At 72.1% G+C, this 19,996-nt stretch carries 20 protein-coding genes; 11 read left to right on the top strand and 9 right to left on the bottom strand.

The annotated features are described in order from the left end of the window. Positions 1–34: 34 nt before the first annotated feature. The gene (locus tag ACFHWU_RS17835; RefSeq protein ID WP_416591088.1) at positions 35–1,321 is read right to left on the bottom strand and encodes a lytic murein transglycosylase; all 1,287 of its coding nucleotides are present in this window, start codon (positions 1,319–1,321) and stop codon (positions 35–37) included. 57 nt (positions 1,322–1,378) lie between these two features. Between ACFHWU_RS17835 and ACFHWU_RS17830 the strand changes: the two genes are divergently transcribed. Both ACFHWU_RS17830 and ACFHWU_RS17825 read left to right on the top strand, forming a co-directional pair. Further along, positions 1,379–1,615 (top strand): FmdB family zinc ribbon protein, encoded by a 237-nt coding sequence (locus tag ACFHWU_RS17830; protein ID WP_416556244.1) that lies wholly within the window; start codon positions 1,379–1,381, stop codon positions 1,613–1,615. Positions 1,616–1,707: 92 nt separating this feature from the next. Continuing rightward, the gene (locus tag ACFHWU_RS17825) at positions 1,708–4,488 is read left to right on the top strand and encodes an ATP-binding protein (RefSeq protein WP_416556243.1); all 2,781 of its coding nucleotides are present in this window, start codon (positions 1,708–1,710) and stop codon (positions 4,486–4,488) included. A 98-nt stretch (positions 4,489–4,586) separates the two neighbouring features. On the opposite strand, the gene ACFHWU_RS17820 is transcribed toward ACFHWU_RS17825, so the two are convergent. Together ACFHWU_RS17820 and ACFHWU_RS17815 are read right to left on the bottom strand one after the other, a co-directional pair. Then, positions 4,587–5,117 (bottom strand): phospholipase, encoded by a 531-nt coding sequence (locus ACFHWU_RS17820; protein WP_416591087.1) that lies wholly within the window; start codon positions 5,115–5,117, stop codon positions 4,587–4,589. Between the two features lie 255 nt (positions 5,118–5,372). Beyond that, the gene (locus ACFHWU_RS17815; protein WP_416556241.1) at positions 5,373–5,531 is read right to left on the bottom strand and encodes a hypothetical protein; all 159 of its coding nucleotides are present in this window, start codon (positions 5,529–5,531) and stop codon (positions 5,373–5,375) included. Positions 5,532–5,867: 336 nt separating this feature from the next. Here ACFHWU_RS17815 and ACFHWU_RS17810 point away from each other — a divergent pair, with 336 nt between their 5' ends. After that, positions 5,868–6,887, top strand: coding sequence for a potassium channel family protein (locus ACFHWU_RS17810; protein ID WP_416556240.1), 1,020 nt, complete (start codon positions 5,868–5,870; stop codon positions 6,885–6,887). A gap of 22 nt (positions 6,888–6,909) precedes the next feature. Here the strand turns inward: ACFHWU_RS17810 and ACFHWU_RS17805 are convergent, their stop codons facing one another. Together ACFHWU_RS17805 and ACFHWU_RS17800 are read right to left on the bottom strand one after the other, a co-directional pair. Further along, positions 6,910–7,974 carry a 2-oxoacid:ferredoxin oxidoreductase subunit beta gene (locus tag ACFHWU_RS17805; protein WP_416556239.1) on the bottom strand — a complete coding sequence of 355 codons (1,065 nt, stop codon included), beginning with the start codon at positions 7,972–7,974 and terminating at the stop codon, positions 6,910–6,912. Then, positions 7,967–9,814 (bottom strand): 2-oxoacid:acceptor oxidoreductase subunit alpha, encoded by a 1,848-nt coding sequence (locus ACFHWU_RS17800; protein ID WP_416556238.1) that lies wholly within the window; start codon positions 9,812–9,814, stop codon positions 7,967–7,969. The genes ACFHWU_RS17805 and ACFHWU_RS17800 overlap by 8 nt, the downstream gene beginning before the upstream one ends. 325 nt (positions 9,815–10,139) lie before the next feature. Here ACFHWU_RS17800 and ACFHWU_RS17795 point away from each other — a divergent pair, with 325 nt between their 5' ends. Continuing rightward, positions 10,140–10,517, top strand: coding sequence for an NADH-quinone oxidoreductase subunit A (locus ACFHWU_RS17795; RefSeq protein WP_278171611.1), 378 nt, complete (start codon positions 10,140–10,142; stop codon positions 10,515–10,517). Between the two features lie 34 nt (positions 10,518–10,551). Here ACFHWU_RS17795 and folP read toward each other — a convergent pair whose 3' ends face one another. Beyond that, on the bottom strand, positions 10,552–11,421 hold the full coding sequence (gene folP / locus ACFHWU_RS17790; RefSeq protein WP_416591086.1) for a dihydropteroate synthase: 870 nt from the start codon (positions 11,419–11,421) through the stop codon (positions 10,552–10,554). Between the two features lie 166 nt (positions 11,422–11,587). On the opposite strand from folP, the gene ACFHWU_RS17785 reads away from it, so the two are divergent. Genes ACFHWU_RS17785 through ACFHWU_RS17770 form a run of 4 tightly spaced genes read left to right on the top strand, consistent with a single transcriptional unit; the run spans position 11,588 to position 13,882 of the window. Next, complete coding sequence (locus ACFHWU_RS17785; RefSeq protein ID WP_416591085.1) at positions 11,588–12,142, top strand: DivIVA domain-containing protein; 555 nt, start codon at positions 11,588–11,590, stop codon at positions 12,140–12,142. Then, the gene (locus tag ACFHWU_RS17780; RefSeq protein ID WP_416556235.1) at positions 12,139–12,624 is read left to right on the top strand and encodes an SRPBCC family protein; all 486 of its coding nucleotides are present in this window, start codon (positions 12,139–12,141) and stop codon (positions 12,622–12,624) included. Before ACFHWU_RS17785 ends, ACFHWU_RS17780 begins: the two co-directional genes overlap by 4 nt. Beyond that, a complete protein-coding gene (locus ACFHWU_RS17775; RefSeq protein ID WP_416556234.1) occupies positions 12,621–13,223 on the top strand; it encodes a DNA-3-methyladenine glycosylase I in 603 nt (200 codons plus the stop codon). The genes ACFHWU_RS17780 and ACFHWU_RS17775 overlap by 4 nt, the downstream gene beginning before the upstream one ends. 32 nt (positions 13,224–13,255) lie before the next feature. After that, positions 13,256–13,882, top strand: coding sequence for a hypothetical protein (locus tag ACFHWU_RS17770; RefSeq protein ID WP_416556233.1), 627 nt, complete (start codon positions 13,256–13,258; stop codon positions 13,880–13,882). Between the two features lie 52 nt (positions 13,883–13,934). Here ACFHWU_RS17770 and ACFHWU_RS17765 read toward each other — a convergent pair whose 3' ends face one another. Together ACFHWU_RS17765 and ACFHWU_RS17760 are read right to left on the bottom strand one after the other, a co-directional pair. Continuing rightward, a complete protein-coding gene (locus tag ACFHWU_RS17765; RefSeq protein WP_416556232.1) occupies positions 13,935–14,726 on the bottom strand; it encodes an enoyl-CoA hydratase-related protein in 792 nt (263 codons plus the stop codon). Between the two features lie 48 nt (positions 14,727–14,774). Continuing rightward, positions 14,775–15,587 (bottom strand): PaaX family transcriptional regulator C-terminal domain-containing protein, encoded by an 813-nt coding sequence (locus tag ACFHWU_RS17760; protein WP_416556231.1) that lies wholly within the window; start codon positions 15,585–15,587, stop codon positions 14,775–14,777. Positions 15,588–15,777: 190 nt separating this feature from the next. Here ACFHWU_RS17760 and ACFHWU_RS17755 point away from each other — a divergent pair, with 190 nt between their 5' ends. After that, entirely contained in the window at positions 15,778–15,945 is a 168-nt protein-coding gene (locus ACFHWU_RS17755; RefSeq protein WP_007455245.1) for a DUF3117 domain-containing protein, read from the top strand. Positions 15,946–16,185: 240 nt separating this feature from the next. Further along, positions 16,186–17,634, top strand: a complete 1,449-nt coding sequence (locus tag ACFHWU_RS17750) for a leucyl aminopeptidase family protein (RefSeq protein ID WP_416591098.1) — start codon at positions 16,186–16,188, stop codon at positions 17,632–17,634. A 14-nt stretch (positions 17,635–17,648) separates the two neighbouring features. Here ACFHWU_RS17750 and ACFHWU_RS17745 read toward each other — a convergent pair whose 3' ends face one another. Then, positions 17,649–18,269 carry an O-methyltransferase gene (locus tag ACFHWU_RS17745; protein ID WP_416556230.1) on the bottom strand — a complete coding sequence of 207 codons (621 nt, stop codon included), beginning with the start codon at positions 18,267–18,269 and terminating at the stop codon, positions 17,649–17,651. 236 nt (positions 18,270–18,505) lie between these two features. Between ACFHWU_RS17745 and ACFHWU_RS17740 the strand changes: the two genes are divergently transcribed. Further along, positions 18,506–19,933, top strand: coding sequence for a S1C family serine protease (locus ACFHWU_RS17740; RefSeq protein ID WP_416591084.1), 1,428 nt, complete (start codon positions 18,506–18,508; stop codon positions 19,931–19,933). Positions 19,934–19,996 lie beyond the last annotated feature (63 nt).

Raw genomic sequence — 19,996 nt, 5'->3', positions numbered from 1 at the left:
TGGCCGGGCCGGAAATTGTGGCTATCTGATTGCACTAAGTACGGCTACGTACGCCGTAGTCGTTGGCGGTGTCGAAGACTGCCTGGGCGTACGGCTGCACGTTGTTGTACGACAGGATCGCACTCCACCAATCAGAAGGTGTGGACAGATCGCGCCCGTTCCGGCACAAGTAGTTAGCAGCGGCGAGGCTGGCGTCATCGATATCCTGCGGATCGATGACACCGTCGTTGTCCGCGTCCACCGCGAATTCCGCCCAGGTGGTCGGGATGAACTGCATCGGGCCGACCGCCCGGTCGTACACCGGGTCGTTGTCCAGCTCGCCGTTGTCGGTGTCGGTGATCCGCTGACGTCCGCCGGCACCGTCCAACGGCAGCCCGGTGATCGGCGGTACGGCGCGGCCGTCGGCGTCCAACCGTGACCCGTTCGCCCGGCCGTGGGTCGACTCGATCATGCCGATCGCGGCCAGCGTGGTCCACGACAGGCGGCAGTCCGGCGTGGTGGTGGCCAGCACCAACTCGGCGTAGCCGTACGCCTCCATCGCCACTACCGGAATGTCGACCCGGCTGGCTGTGCGGGTCGCCCAGGCGGCGAGGACCGTGGCCGGCCGGGTCGGGGCACCCGGGTTCAGCCCGCCGTCGAGCGGGGGAACCGCCGGTGGCTCGAGCAGGTCGGGGTCCGTGGTCTCGGGCAACTGCGGTACGGCGGTGGTGCCGAGCGCCGTGGGCGAGGCGGCCGGTTGCCGGTCGCCGGCAGCCGCTGGGACCAGCACCGCACCGGCGGCACCGCTGCCAGCGATCAGAGCGAGCAGGAGCAGCCCGGGCAGGGCCAGCCGCCCGGCCGGCCGGCGACTCCACGCGCCGGCCGCTCGGGCCGCCCGGCGGAGGCCACGCCGGACCGGTCGCAGCCGCGCCGGGTGCAGCCAGCCGATCCGGGTGCCGAACGGCGCGTCCTCTCGCCGGTGCCGGCCGACCACGGCAAGCGTGGTGGCCGGTGCCGGTGCCGGTGCCGGTGCCGGCCCGGGCAGATCGGTCGCCGGTCGCGCCTGCTCGTCTGCGCAGGCCCCGGTCGGCTGGGTGCCGCTGTCGGCGGTCGGCCGGGTGTCGTCGCCGCCCCCTGCGGTGGGTCCGGTATCGCCGGGTGGTCGGGGCTCGCTGGTCGGTCCGGTGTCGCTGCCTGGTCCGATATCGCCGGTCGACGCGGCGTCGGTCGACCGTACCGGGTCCGGGCCCGGGATGCTTTCCTGCCGCGGTGGCCGGGCAGCCGTCGGCACCGCCGGACGCAACCGATGTGGTGGTGGCGTGCCCGACCCGTCCTCGACCATGCCGTCGAGTATCACCCATCCGGCCGGAAGCGTCAGTTCCCGCCGTACCCTATCCACATGCCCCGGTACGAGTTCCGCTGTCGCGCGTGTGGCGACACCTTCGAGGTCAACCGTCCGATGACTCAGGCTGGCGATCCGGCGTCCTGCCCGCAGGGACATTCCGACTCGGTCAAACTGCTGTCCACCGTCGCGATCACCGGCCGTGGTGCCGGGACCTCCGGTGGAGTGCCGGTCATGCCGCCAGCCCCGGCCGGCGGCGGTGGCGGCTGCTGCGGTGGCGGGTGCGGATGCTAGTTGACCCACAGCGGTGACCGGTTCGCGATGAGCTGGGTTGCCGGACTGCGGCAGCATGAACGCGACTTCCCAGCGGGGCGGAGGTTCCACGGGTGTCGGCACCGATCGCACTGCCGAGCGGACTGGTCACCTTCATGTTTACCGACATCGAAGGATCGACGAGGCTGGCCCGACTGCTCGGCCGCGACTACCGCCCGGTGCTCAGCGAACACCGTCGGTTGGTACGGCGCACCTTGTCGGCCAGCGACGGCACGGAGTTGTTCACCGAAGGGGATTCGTTCTTTGTGGCGTTCGCCGACGCGTCCGCCGCACTGGACGCCTGCCGGCGTGCGCAGCGGGCGCTGGCCGCGCACGAGTGGCCGACCCCGGATGTCGCACCCCGGGTGCGGATGGGGCTGCACACCGGGCACGCCGAGCCGGTCGGGGGTGAGTACGCCAGCCCGGAGGTGCACCGCGCGGCGCGGATCGCGGCGGCGGCGCACGGTGGCCAGGTCCTCTGTTCCGCTGCGACCGCCCAGGCCGCCGATCCGTTGCCGGTCGGCGTCTCGCTGCTCGATCTCGGCCTGCACCGGCTGCGCGGGTTCGACGACCGGGAGCGGCTGTTCCAGTTGATCGCCGCCGGGCTGGAGCGCCAGTTCCCCAGACCGCGTACGGCCGACTCGGCCAGCCACAATCTGCCCAATCAGATCAGCTCCTTTGTCGGTCGCCGGATCGAACGCCAGGAGCTGCGCCAGCTGGTCGCCGAACACCGGCTGGTCACCGTGGTGGGTGCCGGCGGTGCCGGCAAGACCCGGCTGGCGATCGAGGTCGCGGTCGACGCCAGCGGTGACGCCGCGCAACCACCGGCCGTGGACCCGGCCAGGGCCGGCCACCCGGACGGGGTGTGGTTCGTCGATGTTGCGACGGTGACCGATCCCGGCCTGGTCGCGTTCGCCGTCGCCGCGGTGTTCGGCCTGCGGCCGGAGCCGGGCCGGCCGATCCTGGACACCGTCGTCGAGTATGCGGCCGCCCGCCGGCTGCTGCTGGTGCTCGACACCTGCGACGCCCAGCCGGCGGCGTGTGCCGAGGTGATCGCCCGGCTGCTCGGCGGTGGCCGGCAGGTCCGGGTGTTGACGACCAGCAGGGAGCCGCTGGGGGTGCCCGGCGAGGTGGTGTGGCGGATACCGCCGATGTCGGCCGAACCGGGGCCGGCCGGCGGCCCCAGCGACGCCGTGGCGCTGTTGCTCGACCGCACGGCGGCGGCCCGGGGCGGTCACCCGCCGGGTCCGACCGAGACCGCCCAGCTGCATCGGGTGGCGGCTCGGCTGGACGGGTTGCCGCTGGCGATCGAGCTCGCCGCCGCCCGGCTTCGGGTGCTCTCCGTCGGGCAGCTCGTGGACCGCCTCGACGATGTCCTGGGGGTGCTGGACGCGGGGCAGGAGGAGCCGGTCGGCGCGCAGCGCCCTGCCGGGCGGCGGCACGGCACACTACAGGCGACGGTCACCTGGTCCTACCGGACGCTGGCCCCCCGGGCGGCCCGCCTGCTGCGCTGGATGTCGGTCTTTGCCGGACCGATCGATCTGGGCACCGTGGAGTGGCTGCTCGAGGATGATCCGCTGGGGCCGTTGGCGGTGCTGGTCGACAAGTCGATGATCCAGGCCGAGCCGGCGGCCGGCGGCACCAGCTACCGGATGCTCGACCCGATCCGGGCGTACGCGGCACGGCGGCTGGTCGAAGCGGGTGAGGAGCAGGCTGCCCGGGACCGGCACGTGGCCTGGGCCCTGCACGCGTTGCAGCGTGCCTACCTGGGCCCGGACGGCAAGCCGGTCACCCTTTCGCTGTACACCCTCGATCCGTTGGCCGACGAGCTGCGGGCCGCGCTTCGGTGGAGCACCACAGGTGGCAGTGCCCGGCGTGGCCTGCAGCTCGCCAGCGGGCTCGACCAGTGGTGGCGCGAACGCGGCCTGGCCCGGGAAGGCCGGCTGTGGCTGTTCCGGCTGTACGGGCGGATCGCCGAGACCGGCGAGGCGATTCCCGAGGCGGAGTTGGCGGCCGCGTACCACATGCATTCGCAGCACGCGGGCGCGGACGGCGAGTTCGGCGAGGAGATGCGGTTTTCGCACCGGGCGGAGGCCGCCGCCCGGCAGGCCGGCGACGCGGGCCTGCTGGCCCGGGTGCTGGCCGGTCGGGGCGCCTCGCTCATCGATCTCGGGCAGTTCGTCGAGGCCGAGCAGGTGTGCCGGCGGGTGATCGACTGGGCGGCGGCGAACGGCGCGGTCGGCGACGCGCTGTTCGCCGTGTACAGCCTGGCCGAGCTGCTCTGCCGGCGAGGGGCGTTGGACGAGGCAGCCGAGGTGCTGGCTACCGCCCGGCCGGCGGAGGCCGCCCGGCCGGCGGAGCGCGGCCGGCGGACCGTGGACATGCTGCTCGGGCTGGTGGCGTTGGGCCGCCGGGACCTGGTCGCCGCGCACGACCATCTGGTGGTGGCGCTGCGTTCCCGGATGCGGTACGGGTTCCACCGGCGGGCCTGCGACACGCTGAACGCGATGGCGGTCCGGTGCGCGCTGGGCGGTGACCCGTCGACCGCTGCCCGCCTGTTCGGTGCCGCTCAGGCGACCCGCTCGGCGCTGCGCAGCACGGCCGGCATGTTCGGCGGCTACTGGGCGCAGGAGCAGGCCAAGGTACGGTCGGCGATCGGCGACAGGGCGTTCGACGCCGGGTACGCGCAGGGTAGCCGGATGAGTCTGGTCGAGGCGGCGGCGTTGGCGCTCGCCGTTGAGCATCCGGACCTGACGACCGTCGCCCGGTGGCTCGCCGACGAGTCCGCCGGCGCGGTCGGTGACGCCGACCCGCTCGGCGGCCGTGGTGACCGGCGGCCGGCCCGGCCGTGGTGACCGCCGGCCCGGCCGTGGTGACCGCCGGCCGGCCCGGCACTGGGAGAGGGCGGGCCGGCCGGTGCGGCGCAATGCGGCGCGGTGCGGGGCGGTGCCGGTCAATCGGTGCCGGCCAGCCGTGGTCCGGCGGCCCGCAGTTGCCGGGCCCGATCCAGGTCGGCGGCGGTCACGACCGGCGCGCCGAAGATGCGCACCGCCTGGTAGTACGTCCAGGTCAGGCTCAGGCATGCCGGCCGGACGAAGCTGCTGTAGCGGGCGCACGCCCGCTTGAGGTCCTCGTAGAAGGCGCTGTCCACCCGTGCCTTGTTGGCGGAGAACTGGCCGATCGCCTTGTAGTTGCGGTAGCCGAAGTCGTGCCGGTGGCAGGAGAGCCGGAAGTCGAAGCCGAGCGGGTTGTCCGGGCTGGACGAGCAGTAGTCGGTCGACCAGTCGAACTGGTAGGCGGCCCAGGCTCCCTGGTTGAGCCGGGCCGAGTTCCAGGCGCTGTAGCTGCTCGCGCTGGTCTGGGTCCAGCCGGACAGCACTGCGGGCTTGTCAGCGGGCACGGCGGCGGCTGGGCCGGCCGAGCCGAGGGCGGCGGTGAGGCCGAGCAGTGCGGCGGTGAGCAGGGTGGTCAGGCGTCGGGACATCGCGATACCTCCGGTGGACGGCCCGTGGGTGGTGTCGGCGCGCTTGTTACCGGCGGGTCACAAGCGGGTCCACAGTCTCGTGGTATCAGCTAGAGTCGATCCTTAGGTGGCCTGATTGTTTGTCCATCAGTGTGCAAACAGACGAGTCGGCCGGACCGGTCACATCGCCCGGCCGTCTCGGCTGTTCGGCCCTCCCTGCCGTCTGGTCCCCGGTCGCCCGGACGGCCCGTGATCAGCCGCCCGGACGGCCCGTGATCAGCCGACGTCGGTGGCGTCGGCTCGGGTCGCACCGGGCAGCGCGGCGACCCGGACCAGGGCGACCACTCGGCCGAGCCCGCCGCCATCCGTTCCGAGGGAACGTCCGACGATCCACACCCACCGATTGTCGTAATAGACCGACAGATCGGGTCGCATCTGCTGCACCTGGAGTATGAGATTGTGTCCGCCGTACCGCCAGTCGTCCTTGCTGAGTCGTAACACCGTCCCCGGGGCGATCATGGGAATGGCGTTCGGTCGTGGTGGGTGCACAGACTGCTCCGGAAGCTGGCGGATGGATGGCTGCTGGGTGAGCATCGACAACACTGCGTCCCGATGCAATGTCTCTAAGCAAGATTTGAGGCAGCGGGATACGACCGCTTCCGTCCCGGACGCACCTGGCACAAGGTGTTGTCCAGGCGATCAAGATCAGGCGGTACGGAACAGCTATGTTGTGGGCGTGTACGGGGACATGGAGGCGGAGGCGGGCCGGCGGTGATTCACTTTCCCGCCGTACGGCAGGGGCCGCTGCGGGCACTGAGTCTGCGGCTGATGGCGGCGGTCGGACTGGTGCTCGGCGTGGTGGCCGTGGTGTACGCCGACCGCGACGGCTACCGGGACGCCAACGGCGACGGCGTCTCGCTGCTCGACAGCTTCTACTACGCGGTGGTCAGCCTCTCCACCACCGGGTACGGCGACATCGCTCCGGTCACCGAGGCGGCCCGGCTGGTCAACGTCCTGATCATCACGCCCGCCCGAGTGGTCTTCCTGATCATCCTGGTCGGCACCACCCTGGAGGTGCTCACCGAGCAGTACCGGACGAACCTTCGACTGACCCGGTGGAGAAAGAACGTGAAGGACCACGTGATCATCTGCGGCTACGGCACCAAGGGCCGTAGCGCCGTCTCCGCGCTGCTGGAGAACGGCTTCGACAAGCAGCACATCGTCGTCGTGGAGAGCAGCGGGATCGCTCTGCGGCAGGCGACCTCAGCCGGGCTGGTGGCCATCGAAGGATCGGCCACCCGCTCGTCGGTGCTCAACGAGGCGCACGTCAAGCACGCCAAGGCGGTGATCATCGCGACCGACAGCGACGATGCCTCGGTCCTGGTCACGCTGACCGTCCGGCAGTTGACCGCAGGGAAGGTACGGATCATCGCCGCCGCCCGCGAAGCGGAGAACGCGCCGCTGCTACGGCAGAGCGGCGCGCACCATGTCATCGTCTCGTCCGCCACCGCGGGCCGGCTGCTCGGCCTGTCCACGTCGGCGCCGCCGCTGATCGACGTGGTCGAGGATCTGCTCACCCCAGGACAGGGGATGGCGCTGGCGATGCGTTCGGCGAACCGCGACGAGGTGGGCACCTCACCGCGGGAACTGGCCAACCTGGTGATCGCGCTGATCCGGCGCGGCCGAGTGGTGTCGCTCGCCGACCCGGACAGCGTCAAGATCGAGACAGGTGACCTGTTGGTCTATGTCCGCGACGACCGGACCTCGGCCAGCACGCCGTCGATCGGCTGACCGCCGAGCCGACCGGCGCCGGTCAGTTGATCGACCAGGTGTCGCCGCTGCGCAGCAGCCCGGCAAACTGCTCCTCCGGGGTGCCCTCGGCCGCCGCCCGGGCCTGCTCGACCTGGGTCTGGATCAAGCTGTCGTAGCTGGGCCGGGACACGCTGCGGAACACCCCGATGGGCGTGTTGCGCAGATCGGCGGCGGGCAGCCGGGACAGCGCGAACGCGTAGGCGGGCTCGGCGATCGTGGCGTCGTGCACCACGATCTGCTCGGCCGGCACCGACGCGGTCTCGCGGACCTCCAGCCCGAAACCGCCGGGCGGGTGGACCACGCAGAACTGCCCGTCGGCCCCGAACGTGATCGGCTTGCCGTGCTCCAGCCGGATCAGGTAGTCGTCCCGGGTCGCCGGCTCCTTCAACTGCTCGAACGCGCCGTCGTTGAAGATGTTGCAGTTCTGGTAGATCTCCACAAACGCCGAACCCTGGTGCTCGGCGGCGGCACGCAGCACCGACTGCAGATGCTTACGGTCGGAGTCGATGGTCCGAGCGACGAACGTCGCCTCGGCGCCAAGGGCGAGCGACAGCGGGTTGAACGGCGAGTCGGCCGAGCCGACCGGCGTCGACTTGGTGATCTTGCCCAGCTCCGACGTCGGCGAGTACTGCCCCTTGGTCAGCCCGTAGATCCGGTTGTTGAACAGCAGGATCTTGAGGTTGACGTTGCGGCGCAGCGCGTGGATCAGGTGGTTGCCGCCGATCGACAACGCGTCACCGTCCCCGGTCACCACCCAGACCGACAGGTCCGGGCGGGACACCGACAGGCCGGTGGCGATCGCCGGCGCCCGGCCGTGGATGGAGTGCATGCCGTACGTGTTCATGTAGTACGGGAAGCGCGACGAGCAGCCGATGCCGGAGACAAAGACGATCCGCTCCCGGGGCATGTTCAGCTCCGGCATGAATGACTGCACCGCGGCGAGGATCGCGTAGTCACCGCACCCGGGGCACCAGCGCACCTCCTGGTCGGACTTGAAGTCCTTAGCGGTGAGCTTGACCGCCACCGGCGTACCGCCGGGGCGTCCGTTGCGGGCGGGCTCAGACATTCTTCACGACCTCTTCCAGCATGGTTTCCAGCTCCGTGGCGGTGAACGGCAGGCCACGGACCTGGTTGTAACCGATCGCGTCGACCAGGTAACGGGCCCGGATCACGTGGGCCAGTTGACCGAGGTTCATCTCCGGAATCACTACCCGGTCGTAGTTGCGCAGCACCTCGCCGAGGTTGGCCGGCAGCGGTGCCAGGTGCCGCAGATGCGCCTGGGCGACCGACAGGCCACGCTGGCGCAACGCCCGGCAAGCGGCACCGATCGGCCCGTACGTCGACCCCCAGCCGAGCACCAGCGTTCGGGCGTCGCCGTTCGGGTCCTCCACCTCGACGTCCGGCACCGGGATCGCGTCGATGCGGGCCTGCCTGGTCCGCACCATGAAGTCGTGATTCGCCGGGTCGTAGGAGATGTCGCCGGTGCGGTCGGCCTTCTCCAGACCGCCGATGCGGTGCTCCAGGCCGGGGGTGCCGGGGATCGCCCACGGCCGGGCCAGCGTCTGCGGGTCGCGCAGGTACGGCAGGAAGGTCTTGCCGTCGTCGTCGTTGGCCTCGGTGGCGAACTCGACCCGCAGGTCGGGCAGGGAGTCGACCTCGGGCAGCAGCCACGGCTCGGAACCGTTGGCCACGTAGTTGTCGGACAGCAGCAGCACCGGGGTGCGGTAGGTGAGTGCGATCCGGGCCGCCTCGATGGCGGCGTGGAAGCAGTCCGACGGCGACCGCGGCGCGATCACCGCGACCGGTGCCTCGCCGTGCCGGCCGAACAGCGCCATGTTCAGGTCGGCCTGCTCGGTCTTGGTCGGCATGCCGGTAGACGGCCCGGCCCGCTGCACATCGACGATCACCAGCGGCAGCTCCAACGCGACGGCGAGCGAGATGGTCTCGCCCTTGAGCGCCACGCCGGGCCCGGAGGTGGTGGTGACGCCGAGGGCGCCGCCGTACGCCGCGCCGAGCGCCGCGCCGACCGCGGCGATCTCGTCCTCGGCCTGCATGGTGACCACACCGAACCGCTTGTGCTTGCTCAACTCGTGCAGGATGTCCGAGGCCGGTGTGATCGGGTAGGCGCCGAGGAAGATCGGCAGCTTGGCCCGGACCCCGGCGGCCACCAGCCCCAGCGACAGCGCCGCGTTGCCGGTGATGTTGCGGTACGTGCCCGGGCGCATCCGGGCCGGGTTGACCTCATAGCGTACCGAGAAGTCCTCGGTGGTCTCGCCGAAGTTCCAGCCGGCCTTGAACGCGGCGATGTTCGCTGCTACCAGGTCCGGACGCTTGGCGAACTTGCGCTCCAGGAACCGGATGGTGGACTCGTACGGCCGGGAGTACATCCACGAGAGCAGACCCAGCGCGAACATGTTCTTTGCCCGTTCGGCGTCCTTCTTCGAAACGGACAACTCGGCGAGCGCGCCGATGGTCATCGAGGTCAGCGCCACCGGATGTACGGCGTACCCGTCGAGCGAGCCGTCCTCCAGCGGGCTGGCGGCGTATCCGACCTTGGCGAGGTTGCGCCGGGTGAACTCGTCGGTGTTGACGATGATGTCCGCGCCGCGCGGCAGGTCGCCGAGGTTCGCCTTCAGCGCCGCCGGGTTCATGGCGACCAGGACGTTCGGCGAGTCACCGGGAGTGAGGATGTCGTAGTCGGCGAAATGCACCTGGAAGCTGGACACCCCGGGCAGGGTGCCGGCGGGGGCCCGGATCTCGGCCGGGAAGTTCGGCAACGTGGAGATGTCGTTGCCGAGCTGCGCGGTCTCCGAGGTGAACCGGTCGCCGGTCAGCTGCATGCCGTCACCGGAGTCGCCAGCGAAACGGATGACCACCCGATCCAGTTGACGGACCTGCTTGGTCACGTGAGCTGACCTCCTCGATTCCTGCCGGCGGCGTGGATCGCCGGCTGTGCTGGGGCGGTTGCCGGCGTCCTGCGGCTGTTGCCGGCCGTGGCGCTGTCGTTGCCCGGTGCCACGATGGGTGTCCCGGTAAGGGCGTCCTAACCATGGTGACACTCTGAGGGAAGCCTACGTCGGATCGGGTCGGATACCCGGCTCGGGTCCGCCCGGTGGGACTGGAATCACCCAACGGTCGCGGGGCGGTGACGCCGGTCTCCGCCGGTCGTCCGAGCCGGCCCGGACGACCGGACGACCGGACGGTCGGCTGTCGGACGGTAGGCTGTCGGACATGCAGGGCTACCTCGGCTCGTACGCGACGTTGGGGCTGTTGCTGCTGGTCGGCGTCGCCTTCTTCACCGTCGGCTACGGCGCCAACCGGTTGCTGCGGCCGGGGCAGCCGGCCGACCCGGTCGGCAAACGGGCCAGCTACGAGTGCGGCCTCGACCCGGTGGGCGGCGACTGGGCCCAGGCGCAGATCCGCTACTACGTGTACGCGTTTCTGTACGTGCTCTTCGCGGTGGAGGCGGTCTTCCTCTTCCCCTGGGCGGTGATCTTCGACCGGCCGGGGTTCGGCCCGGTCACCGTCGCTGAGATGGGCGTCTTCGTGGCGGTCCTGGCGCTGGGCATCCTCTACGCCTGGCGCAAGAACGTGCTCCGCTGGACCTGACCGCGACCTGACCTGCACCCGTACCCGAACCCGGTCAGGCCAACGCCCGGCGGGACACCGCCGGCGGGCGGTCGCCCCGGATCGACGCCACCATGTCCAGCGCTCGCCGGGTCGCCGCCACCTGGTGCGCCCGGAACACCCGGGCACCCAACCAGGCGGAGACCGCCGTCGCCGCCAGGGTGCCCTCCAGCCGCTGGTCGACCGGCAGATCCAGGGTCTCGCCGATGAAATCCTTGTTCGAGAGGGCGACCAGGACCGGCCAGCCGGTGTCGACCAGTTCGGCGAGCCGCCGGGTGACCTCCAGCGAGTGCCGGGTGTTCTTGCCGAAGTCATGCGCCGGGTCGATCAGGATGCCGTCCGGTCGTACCCCGAGACCGACCGCGCGCTCGGCAAGGCCGGTCACGGTGCCTACCACGTCGGCCACCACGTCGTTGAACGCGGCCCGGTGCGGTCGGGTGCGCGGCGTGGTCCCACCGGTGTGCGAGCAGATCAGCCCCGCCCCGGTCGCCGCCGCGACCTCGGCGAGCCGGGGGTCGGCACCGGCCCAGGTGTCGTTGAGCAGGTCGGCGCCGGCCGCGACCGCCTCACTGGCCACCTCGGCCCGCCAGGTGTCGATCGAGATGACCAGGTCCGGGAAGGCAGCCCGGACCGCCGCGATCGTGCCGACCGTACGGTCGATCTCCTCGGCCACGTCGACGGCGGTCCCGGGCCCGGCCTTCACCCCGCCGATGTCGACGATGTCCGCACCGGCGTCGACCGCGGCGGCGACCGCGTGCAGCGCGGCGTCCGCGGCGAAGGTCGCGCCGCGGTCGAAGAACGAATCGGGCGTACGGTTGACGATCGCCATCACCGCGAGGTCCCCGGGTGCCAGGGACCGTCGGCCGAGCCGCAGCGTACGCCCCATCCGTGCCTCCGATCCCGTCCCGCCTGCCAGGAGGCTAGCCGGCTGCGGTACGCCGACTGCCGGCGGTCGCCGCAAGCGGCGGTCACCGGGGCGGGAGAGCCCGCCGCCGACCGACGACGCGCCGCAGGGGGTCGCCCTCGCCGCGCCGGCATGCCACGATTCGGTCATGGATCAGTTTCTCCTCGTTCTGGTCGCCGCGTTGACCGTCGCCGCAGTCGTCTTCGGGGTCACCGTGCTCGTCACCGGCAACGATCCGGGGCTGGTCCCGGTCGAGCCGGACGGGCGGGCGGTCCCGCTGCCCGGCACCCGGCCGTTGCTGGAGCACGACGTCAGTCAGGTCCGGTTCGACACCGCGCTGCGCGGGTACCGGATGGCGCAGGTCGACCAGGCACTGCGCCGGGCGGCGTACGACATCGGGTACAAGGACGAGTTGATCGAGGTGCTGCAGGCCGAGGTAACCGCGCTGCGGGAGGGGCGTACCGAGGACGCCGACCAGTTGCGGCGGGCCCGGGACGCGGCCCTCGTGCCGGCCGCCGACCTGGCGGGGAACCCGGTGGCCGGTACGTCCGCGACCGAGTCCGGGCCTGCCGACGGGTCGGAGTCCGGGCCTGCCGACGGGTCGGAGTCCGGGCCTGCCGAGGGGTCGGAGTCCGCCCTGTCGCCCACGGCCGACGCAGCCGCCGGGCCGGAGGTCCGCCCGGCGGACGGTGCTGCCAGGTGAGTGGTCCGAACGAGGCTGCCGCCGGCACCCCCGGAGCCGGAGAGGTGACCGCGACGGTCATCATCCGGGCCCCGGCCGAACGGGTCTTCGCCGCCTTCACCGCCTGGGAGCGGCAGTCCGAGTGGATTCCCTTCACCGACGTGAAGGTCGTCTCGGGCGACGGCGGCGAGGGCAGCCTGATCGCGGCGGTCACCGCGGTCGGCCCGGTGGCGTTGCGCGACGAGATGCGGGTCGTCCGGGTCGACGCTCCCTACGAGGTCCGGGTGGTGCACTGCGGCACCCTGCTGCGTGGCCCGGGGGTGCTGCGCTGTACCCAGATGGACCACGACCGCACCCAGGTCGTCTGGCACGAGTGGTTCCACCTGCCCGGCGGCGCCGCGGGCCGAATGGCCTGGCCGTTGCTCTGGCCCGGATCCAAGGTGAGCCTGACCCAGGCGTTGAAGAAGTTCGGCCGGCTGGTCGAGACCGGGGCACTGCCGTGACCGGGCTGAGCGTCGGGGCGGACGGCCTGGCCCGGTGCGGCTGGAGCGCCGGCTCGGCGGACTACCGCCGGTATCACGACCAGGAGTGGGGTCGACCGGTCCGCGACGACGACGCGCTGTACGAACGACTGACCCTGGAGGCATTTCAGTCCGGTCTGTCCTGGCTGACGATCCTGCGCAAGCGGGAGGCGTTCAGGGCTGCCTTCGACGGTTTCCGGATCGAAAAGGTCGCCGGGTACGGCCCGGCCGACGTCGAGCGGCTGCTCGCCGACGCCGGCATCGTCCGCAACCGGGCCAAGATCGAGGCCGCCGTGTCGAACGCGCGGGCCGTGCTCGACCTGCCCACCGATCTGTCCGAGCTGCTCTGGCGACACGCCCCGCCGCCCCGGTCCGCCCGGCTCGCCTCGATGGACCAGGTGCCAGCGGTCACCGCCGAGTCGACCGTGCTGGCCCGGTCGCTCAAACGACACGGCCTCCGGTTTGTCGGACCCACCACCGCGTACGCGTTGATGCAGGCGACAGGGATGGTCGACGACCATGTCGCTGGCTGCCACGTGCCGCCGTCGACGCGGCCCGGCGGTCCGGTCGTGGTCCGGTGATCCGCCGCCCCGCGTCGTGATGAGATAGGAGCATGCGCGAGACCAGCCAGCTCGACGATCAGCCCGCGACGCCCGGCCCGGCCCGGCCCGGCACCGGTGCCTGGGCGGTGGTCATCCCGGCCCAGCGCTACGAGGCGGAGCGGCTGTTCCACCACGACACCCTGGAGGTGACCGGCCTCGACGGTGACCCCCGGCCGCCGTACGGCGCGCCAGTGCTGGTCGTCACCGACGGTGACCCCCGGTTCGTCGTCGCGCTCGGCCGGATCGGTGGCGCCGGCGGCGGCGTCGAGGGCGGGGAGACCCGGGCGGCCGAGCCCGAACCGCTGGTGGTGCACTACACCTGCCGGGCCTTTGACGAGCCGGTGCCGGCGGCCGCCCTGCGGCTGACCGGGGCGGTGACCCCGGTGGACGTGACCACCTACCGGTCGTTGGCCAGCCGGCTCTCCCCGGCCGGTGATCGTCGTGCCTGGCTGGTCAGCCTCGATCTGCCGATCGAGGCACCGACGGCGGCGGAGGCGGTCCGGCTGTTCTGGTCGTACGTGCGTGAGCTCGGCCCCCGCGAACTGCCGGCCTTCGTCTGTCCGAGCGGCAACGAGCTGGCCATGCAGGCGTTCGTGCTCGGTGCCGAGGCCAACCAGGACCCGGAGGAGGACGACTGACGGCTGTGGCCCGGTCAGCGGGCACGCGGCTCCTGGTCAGGCCGTGCCGGCTTCAGTGCCCGTCGAACACCGGCCGCTGCTTGGCGACGAACGCCGCTGTCGCCTGCCGGTGGTCGGTGGTGGCACCACAGATCGACTGGGCCTGCGTCTCCGCAGCCAGCGCGTCGGCCAGCGAACCGGAAGCGCCGATGGACAGCGCCCGCTTGATCGCCCCGTACGCGACGGTCGGCCCGGCCGCCAACCGTTCGGCGAGTTCGTGGGCTACCGGCAGAATCTGCTCGTCGTCGTCGACCAGTTGGTTGAGCAGCCCGATCCGGTGCGCCTCGGCGGCCGGCACCGGCTGTGCCAGCAGCAGCAGTTCGGTCGCCCTCGGGTAGCCGACCAGCCGGGGCAACGCCCACGAGGCGCCGGTGTCCATCGCCAGCCCGACGTTGGCGAACGCCATCAGGAAGCTGGTCCGTGGCCCGCCGATCCGCAGATCGGCCAGCATGGCCAGTGAGGCGCCGGCACCGGCCGCCGCGCCGCGGACCGCGGCGACCACCGGCTTGGACAGCCCGGCCAGCCGGGTGGCGATCGGGTTGTAGTGCTCCCGTACGGTGTCGAGCGGCTCAGCCGTCTCGGATTCCAGCGTCTCGACGTGTTCGCGCAGATCCTGCCCCACGCAGAAGGCCCGTCCGGCGCCGGTCAGCAGCACCGCCCGGCAGCCGGGGTCGGTCTCCACCTCGGCCAGCGCGTCGCGCAGCGCCTCCTTGAGCTCGACGTTCAGCGAGTTGAGCGAGTCAGGTCGGTTCAGGGTCAACGTGACGACCGCACCCCGACGGTCGACGATCAGTGCCTCGGTCACCTCGGACGCCCCTTTCGTTAGGCTGGCTGGAGTTTGCGTCGGTGCGGCTCAGCGCGGGCCGCCGTCGCGCTGGCCGAGCTCCAGGCACTTGTCGACGTACCGGTCGGCGGCCGGGCGCAGCCGGGTGGCGTGCCGGTCGAAGAAGGTCGCCGCGCTCGTCCCAGGCCAGCGTTCCGGCAAAAGCGCCGGGGGGAGTTGCGGATCCCGGAACAGAAACCCGCGCCAGGCGTGGACCAACTGGAACCGGGCGGCGTACGCCTGCTCGTCGTCACTGCGTACGGTCACCTTGGCCAACTGTGGTCGCTGCCCGGCGACGAACCGCTCGTAGGCCTGTCCGATCTCGGTCAGATCCCAGGCGCGGCGGACCAGCGCGGCGGCCCCGGCGGTGCCGGCGGCGTGCGCGGCGGTGAACCGCTCGAACCGTACGCCGGCCTCGGTCAGCATGCCGTCGACCTCGCCGGCGGCCCGGGTAGCCACCCAGGTGTGCTCGTCCAACATCCCGTAGCCGAGGTAGCTCAGGTTGGCGCCCAGCCGTCGCCGCTCCCGCCGACCGCCGGGTGGGTCGAGCACCAGCAGGTCGAACTTGCCGTCCCAGCTGATTCTGCCGGTGCGGTAGATCCGGGCGGCCGCCTCGTCCAGCCGTCGGGCGGCTTTCGGGGTCAGCAGATAGCCCGGGCCAGCGGCCAGCCGAGACGGTTGCAGCCATCCCTGCCGGACCATCCGGGAGACGGCGGTGCGTACGGCGGGCGGCGCGATCCCGAGTGGGGCCAGCAGCTTGACCAGGGCAGCAACGGGCGCGCGACCACCTCGTAGCCGAAGATGGTCACCGAACAGGTCGAAGAGCGCCGACCGTGCCTGCATGACCGCACATTGTGACAGCCCGCTACAAGATAAGCTAGACGCTGTCACAGCATTGTGGCCTCGGTTTGGGTCCGGCGGTGTTCATCAGGGAAAATCGTTGGTCGGCACCGTGGCAGTGGGATGCGGTGAGACTTACGAGGTGGCTGGGGTGCTCCCCAGCGGCCCTGGGGCAAGTCTGAGGGGAGACAACATGGCGGCGATGAAGCCGCGGACGGGCGACGGTCCGCTGGAGGTCACCAAGGAGGGCCGGGGCATCGTCATGCGGGTTCCGCTGGAGGGTGGGGGTCGACTCGTCGTCGAGATGACACCGGACGAGGCCAACGCGCTCGGTGATGCGCTGAAGGCCGCTGCAGGCTGATCGAGCCGGACCCGGGGGCGACGCTGGCCCACGGGCCGACATAGCGACGGTTGACGAGTCCGCCGACCCGGCCCCCGCCGGGTCGGCGGACTCGGTACGCCGTGGGCAGCACCCAATCTCGTACCTGGAGGTAACCCCGGCGTGTTCGCCATCCGTCTGCTGGCGGAGACCACCGCCGCCGGCACCATCGTCCTGCCCGTCGAGCCGGACCCCGGGTCGGCCGGCGCACGGCTCGGACCACTGCCCGACCAGTTGGCGCTCGACGGCGACCGCGCGGAGCTCGCCGAGTCGGCCGCCGCGTTGCTGACCCGTACCGGGCACGACGGCAGCGCCGGCGAGATGCAAGTCCTGCACCGGCCCCGGCACTCGCCGTACCAGGTGATTCTGGTCGGGATCGGCGTGGCAGACGAGGCCGGCTGGCGGGCGGCGGGCGCGGCCGTCGGCGGGCTGCTGCGCCGGGCCGTCGCCGCCGGGCCGGTCGCCGCCCAACCGGTCGCCGGGCCGTGCCTGGCCGCCATACCACCGCCGGCGGGCCCCGCGGCGATCCGCGGGTTCGCCGAAGGTTGCTGGCTGGCCGGCTACCGGTTCACTGCGCCGGGCGGGTCCCTACCGGCCGCAGACACCGACGAGGCGCACGACAGGCTGCCCGTGGTGCTGCTCGCCCATCCGCCCACCCGGGCGGCCGAACAGGCGTTGCGGTACGCCCGGGCGACCGCCGCCGCCACCTGCCTGGCCCGGGACCTGACCAACATGCCGTCCTCGGTCAAGAACCCGGCCTGGTTCGCCGAGCAGGTCGCCGCCGCGACGGCCGACCGGTCCGGGCTGACCGTCTCGGTACGCGGCCCGGCGGAACTGGCCGCCGAGGGGTTCGGCGCGCTGCTGGCGGTCGGCGGCGGTTCGGCGGCGGGCCCCCGCCTGGTGGAGATCGACTGGTCCCCGCCGCACGCCGGGCGGCACGTGGTGCTCGCCGGCAAGGGCATCACGTTCGACACCGGCGGGATCTCGCTCAAGCCGGTGGACGGGATGAAGCTGATGCGCAAGGACATGGGCGGGGCCGCCGCGGTGGTGGCCACCGCCGTCGCCGCCGCCGACCTGGATCTGCCGGTCCGGCTGACCGTGCTGGTTCCGCTCGCCGAGAACATGGTCAGCGGGGCGGCGTTCCGCCCGGGTGACGTGGTGCGGCACTACGGCGGGCGGACCAGCGAGACCACCAACTCCGACGCCGAGGGCCGGCTGGTGCTGGCCGACGCGATCAGCTATGCGGTCAGCAGGTTCACCCCGGACTATCTGGTCGACCTGGCCACCCTCACCGGCGCGAACGCCATCGCCCTGGGCCGGCGTACCGCCGCGCTGTACAGCGAGGACGACGACCTGGCCCGAGCACTGCTCGACGCCTCGGCAGCGGCCGGCGAGGGGGCGTGGCGGATGCCGCTGCACGCCGACTACGTCGAGTACCTGGGTAGCGAGATCGCCGACCTGTTCAGCGCCCCGGACCGGGGGGCCGGCTCGGTGGTGGCCGCGCTCTACCTGCGCGAGTTCACCGGGCCGTTGCGCGACCGCTGGGCACACTACGACATGTCCGCCCCGGCCTGGTCCGACGACGACCACGCCGAGCTGACCCGGGGCGCAACCGGCTGGGGGGTCCGGACGTTGGTGCGCTGGCTGACCGCGCTCGACCCGGCGGCATGACGGCCGGTCGCAGGTCAGCGCCGTACCGCCGCCAGCAGCCCGTCGCCGGCCGGCAGCAGCGCCGGCACCCACTCCTCGGCTTCCCGGATCGACTTGACCAGTTCGCGGATGGCGACCGTGTCGGGGTCGCGCGCCGCCGGGTCGCCGATCCGGCCACCGGCAAGCGCGCCGTGTACCGCCAGGATGCCGCCGGGGCGCAGCAGCCGCAGCGCCGCGTCGACGATCGCGCCGAACTCGGCGCTGTCGCCGTCGACGAAGACCATGTCGTACACCGAGTCGGCCAGCCGGGGGAGCACGTCGAGCGCCCGGCCGGTGATGATCCGGGTCCGCGACGTCGGGTAGCCGGCCTCGACGAAGATCCGCCGGGCCATCCGCTGGTGCTCGTTTTCCACGTCAATCGTGGTCAGTACCCCGTCGGGGCGCATCCCGCGCAGCAGCCACACGCCGCTTACCCCGGTCCCGGTGCCGATCTCGACGACAGCGCGTGCATTGCCGGCAGCGGCGAGCAGCCGCAGCGTTGCGCCGGCGTCCGGCGAGACCGGGCGCAGCCCGACCTCCTCGGCCAGGCTACGGGCGGTACGCAGCACCAGGTCCTCGGCGGCGTACCCGGTGACGAACTGGAGGGCCTGGGGCACCGTCCAGGCAGGGGGTCGGGTGACCGGGTGGATGGAGCACCTCCAGCGGGGGGTCGGGCGGCGGTTGCCGGTACGAGCCTAGAGCGCCGCTGGTCGGCCGGCTGGGCGGGCACCGGGGCACCCCGCTCTTCGGCGACCTCTGAATGTTCTTCGATTATCCGTGCAATCCTGGACGCGGAGCGATGTCGCCGATCGGACCGGTGCCGTCGTGCTGGTGGATGGACTGGGAGGCAACCGTGACCGACGGCGGAAACTGGCGCCAGGCCGACGGGATCACACCGCCGGGGCACCAGCCGCCGGCCGGCGGGTGGGCCGGGCTGCACGGCCCCGCACCGGCTCCGCCGTACCCACCGGTGGCCGGTCCGCCGCCCTACCCGCCGTCGTACGGTCCTTCGGTACCGGTGCACCGACCGCCGGCCGGTTCGCCGTCGTACGGCCCCTCTGCGCCGCCGTCGCCGTGGTGGTCGGACGCGCTGCGGGATCCCTGGCGTGATCCGTACGCGCCGGCTGCAGTGGTGGTCGACGTCCCGCCGGGTGCTGCCGGCACCGGCGATGGTCCGGAACCGGTCGTCGAACCGAAGCCGGCGGTACGCCGTGGGTTCATGCCGTACGTGGTCGTGTCGGTGATCGCCGCACTGCTCGCCGGAAGCCTCGGCGGTGCCCTGGGGTTCGCCTTTGCGGTCCGGGGCGGCGTGGCCGGTGCCGGGACCGTGCTCGGCGGCGCGCCGGCCGATCCGCCCGGGGCGGCGCAGCGGCCGGCCGACTCGCTGGCCGGGGTGGCCCAACGGGTCCTGCCGAGCGTGGTGACCGTGCAGGTGAGCGGGCCGGGTGGGCAGAGCGTCGGCTCCGGCTTCGTCGCCACCGCCGACGGCTATGTGATCACCAACGACCACGTGGTCGGGGTGGGGGCCGAGGAGGCGATGGTGCTGTTCAACGACGGCTCGACCGCGCGAGCCTCGATCGTCGGCCAGGAGCCGGAATCGGACGTGGCGGTGATCAAGGTCGACCGGACCGGGCTGACGCCGGTCGAGTTCGGCGACTCCGAGGCGATCGCGGTCGGCGATCCGGTGCTTGCCTTCGGCTCGCCGCTCGCGTTGACCAACACGGTCACCTCGGGGATCGTCAGCGCTCTCGACCGCACCATCCAGGCCGGTGAGCCCGGCGGCCAGGTGCGTTACTACGCGGCGATCCAGACCGATGCGGCGGTGAACCAGGGCAACTCGGGCGGTCCGCTGGTGGACGCCGCCGGCCGGGTGATCGGTGTCAACTCGGTTATCAAGTCGCTGGCCGCCGACGAGGAGACGGCCGGCAACATCGGTCTCGCCTTTGCCATCCCGATCAACCACGCGAAGCGGATCACCCAGGAGATCATCGACACCGGCACGGCCCGGCGGACGATCTTCGGTGCTCAGGTGACCGACGCCGCCCGTACCCCCGGTGCCGGTGTCCGGCTCAGTGAGGTGGTCGACGGCGGGCCGGCGGACGTCGCCGGCCTGCGGGCCGGCGACGTGGTGCTGCGGATCGACGGTCGGCCTCTGGACCAGGCGACCGACCTGATCGCGTTGGTGCGCAAGTACGCCCCCGGGGCGGTCGTGACGGTCGACTACCGCCGGGGCAGCGAGGCCAGGTCGGCCTCGGTGACCCTGGCCGCCGACGCCAAGTAACACCCGGTCGGCCCTCCCGGACCGGCTGCTGACGTGCGTACCCTTGCCTTCGACGGCGGCACA

Source organism: Micromonospora sp. LOL_015, assembly GCF_048060275.1.
Classification (GTDB): domain Bacteria; phylum Actinomycetota; class Actinomycetes; order Mycobacteriales; family Micromonosporaceae; genus Micromonospora_E.
The sequence above is the reverse complement of the archived record's forward strand: the minus strand, read 5'-3'. Positions and strand labels throughout refer to the sequence as shown.

What these genes read in the sequence shown, in the direction of transcription:
- ACFHWU_RS17835 (WP_416591088.1), bottom strand. Translation starts at nt 1,321, where the DNA reads ATGGTCGAGGACGGGTCGGGCACGCCACCACCACATCGGTTGCGTCCG.
- ACFHWU_RS17830 (WP_416556244.1), top strand. Translation starts at nt 1,379, where the DNA reads ATGCCCCGGTACGAGTTCCGCTGTCGCGCGTGTGGCGACACCTTCGAG.
- ACFHWU_RS17820 (WP_416591087.1), bottom strand. Translation starts at nt 5,117, where the DNA reads ATGTCCCGACGCCTGACCACCCTGCTCACCGCCGCACTGCTCGGCCTC.
- ACFHWU_RS17815 (WP_416556241.1), bottom strand. Translation starts at nt 5,531, where the DNA reads ATGCGACCCGATCTGTCGGTCTATTACGACAATCGGTGGGTGTGGATC.
- ACFHWU_RS17805 (WP_416556239.1), bottom strand. Translation starts at nt 7,974, where the DNA reads ATGTCTGAGCCCGCCCGCAACGGACGCCCCGGCGGTACGCCGGTGGCG.
- ACFHWU_RS17795 (WP_278171611.1), top strand. Translation starts at nt 10,140, where the DNA reads ATGCAGGGCTACCTCGGCTCGTACGCGACGTTGGGGCTGTTGCTGCTG.
- folP (WP_416591086.1), bottom strand. Translation starts at nt 11,421, where the DNA reads ATGGGGCGTACGCTGCGGCTCGGCCGACGGTCCCTGGCACCCGGGGAC.
- ACFHWU_RS17785 (WP_416591085.1), top strand. Translation starts at nt 11,588, where the DNA reads ATGGATCAGTTTCTCCTCGTTCTGGTCGCCGCGTTGACCGTCGCCGCA.
- ACFHWU_RS17770 (WP_416556233.1), top strand. Translation starts at nt 13,256, where the DNA reads ATGCGCGAGACCAGCCAGCTCGACGATCAGCCCGCGACGCCCGGCCCG.
- ACFHWU_RS17760 (WP_416556231.1), bottom strand. Translation starts at nt 15,587, where the DNA reads ATGCAGGCACGGTCGGCGCTCTTCGACCTGTTCGGTGACCATCTTCGG.
- ACFHWU_RS17755 (WP_007455245.1), top strand. Translation starts at nt 15,778, where the DNA reads ATGGCGGCGATGAAGCCGCGGACGGGCGACGGTCCGCTGGAGGTCACC.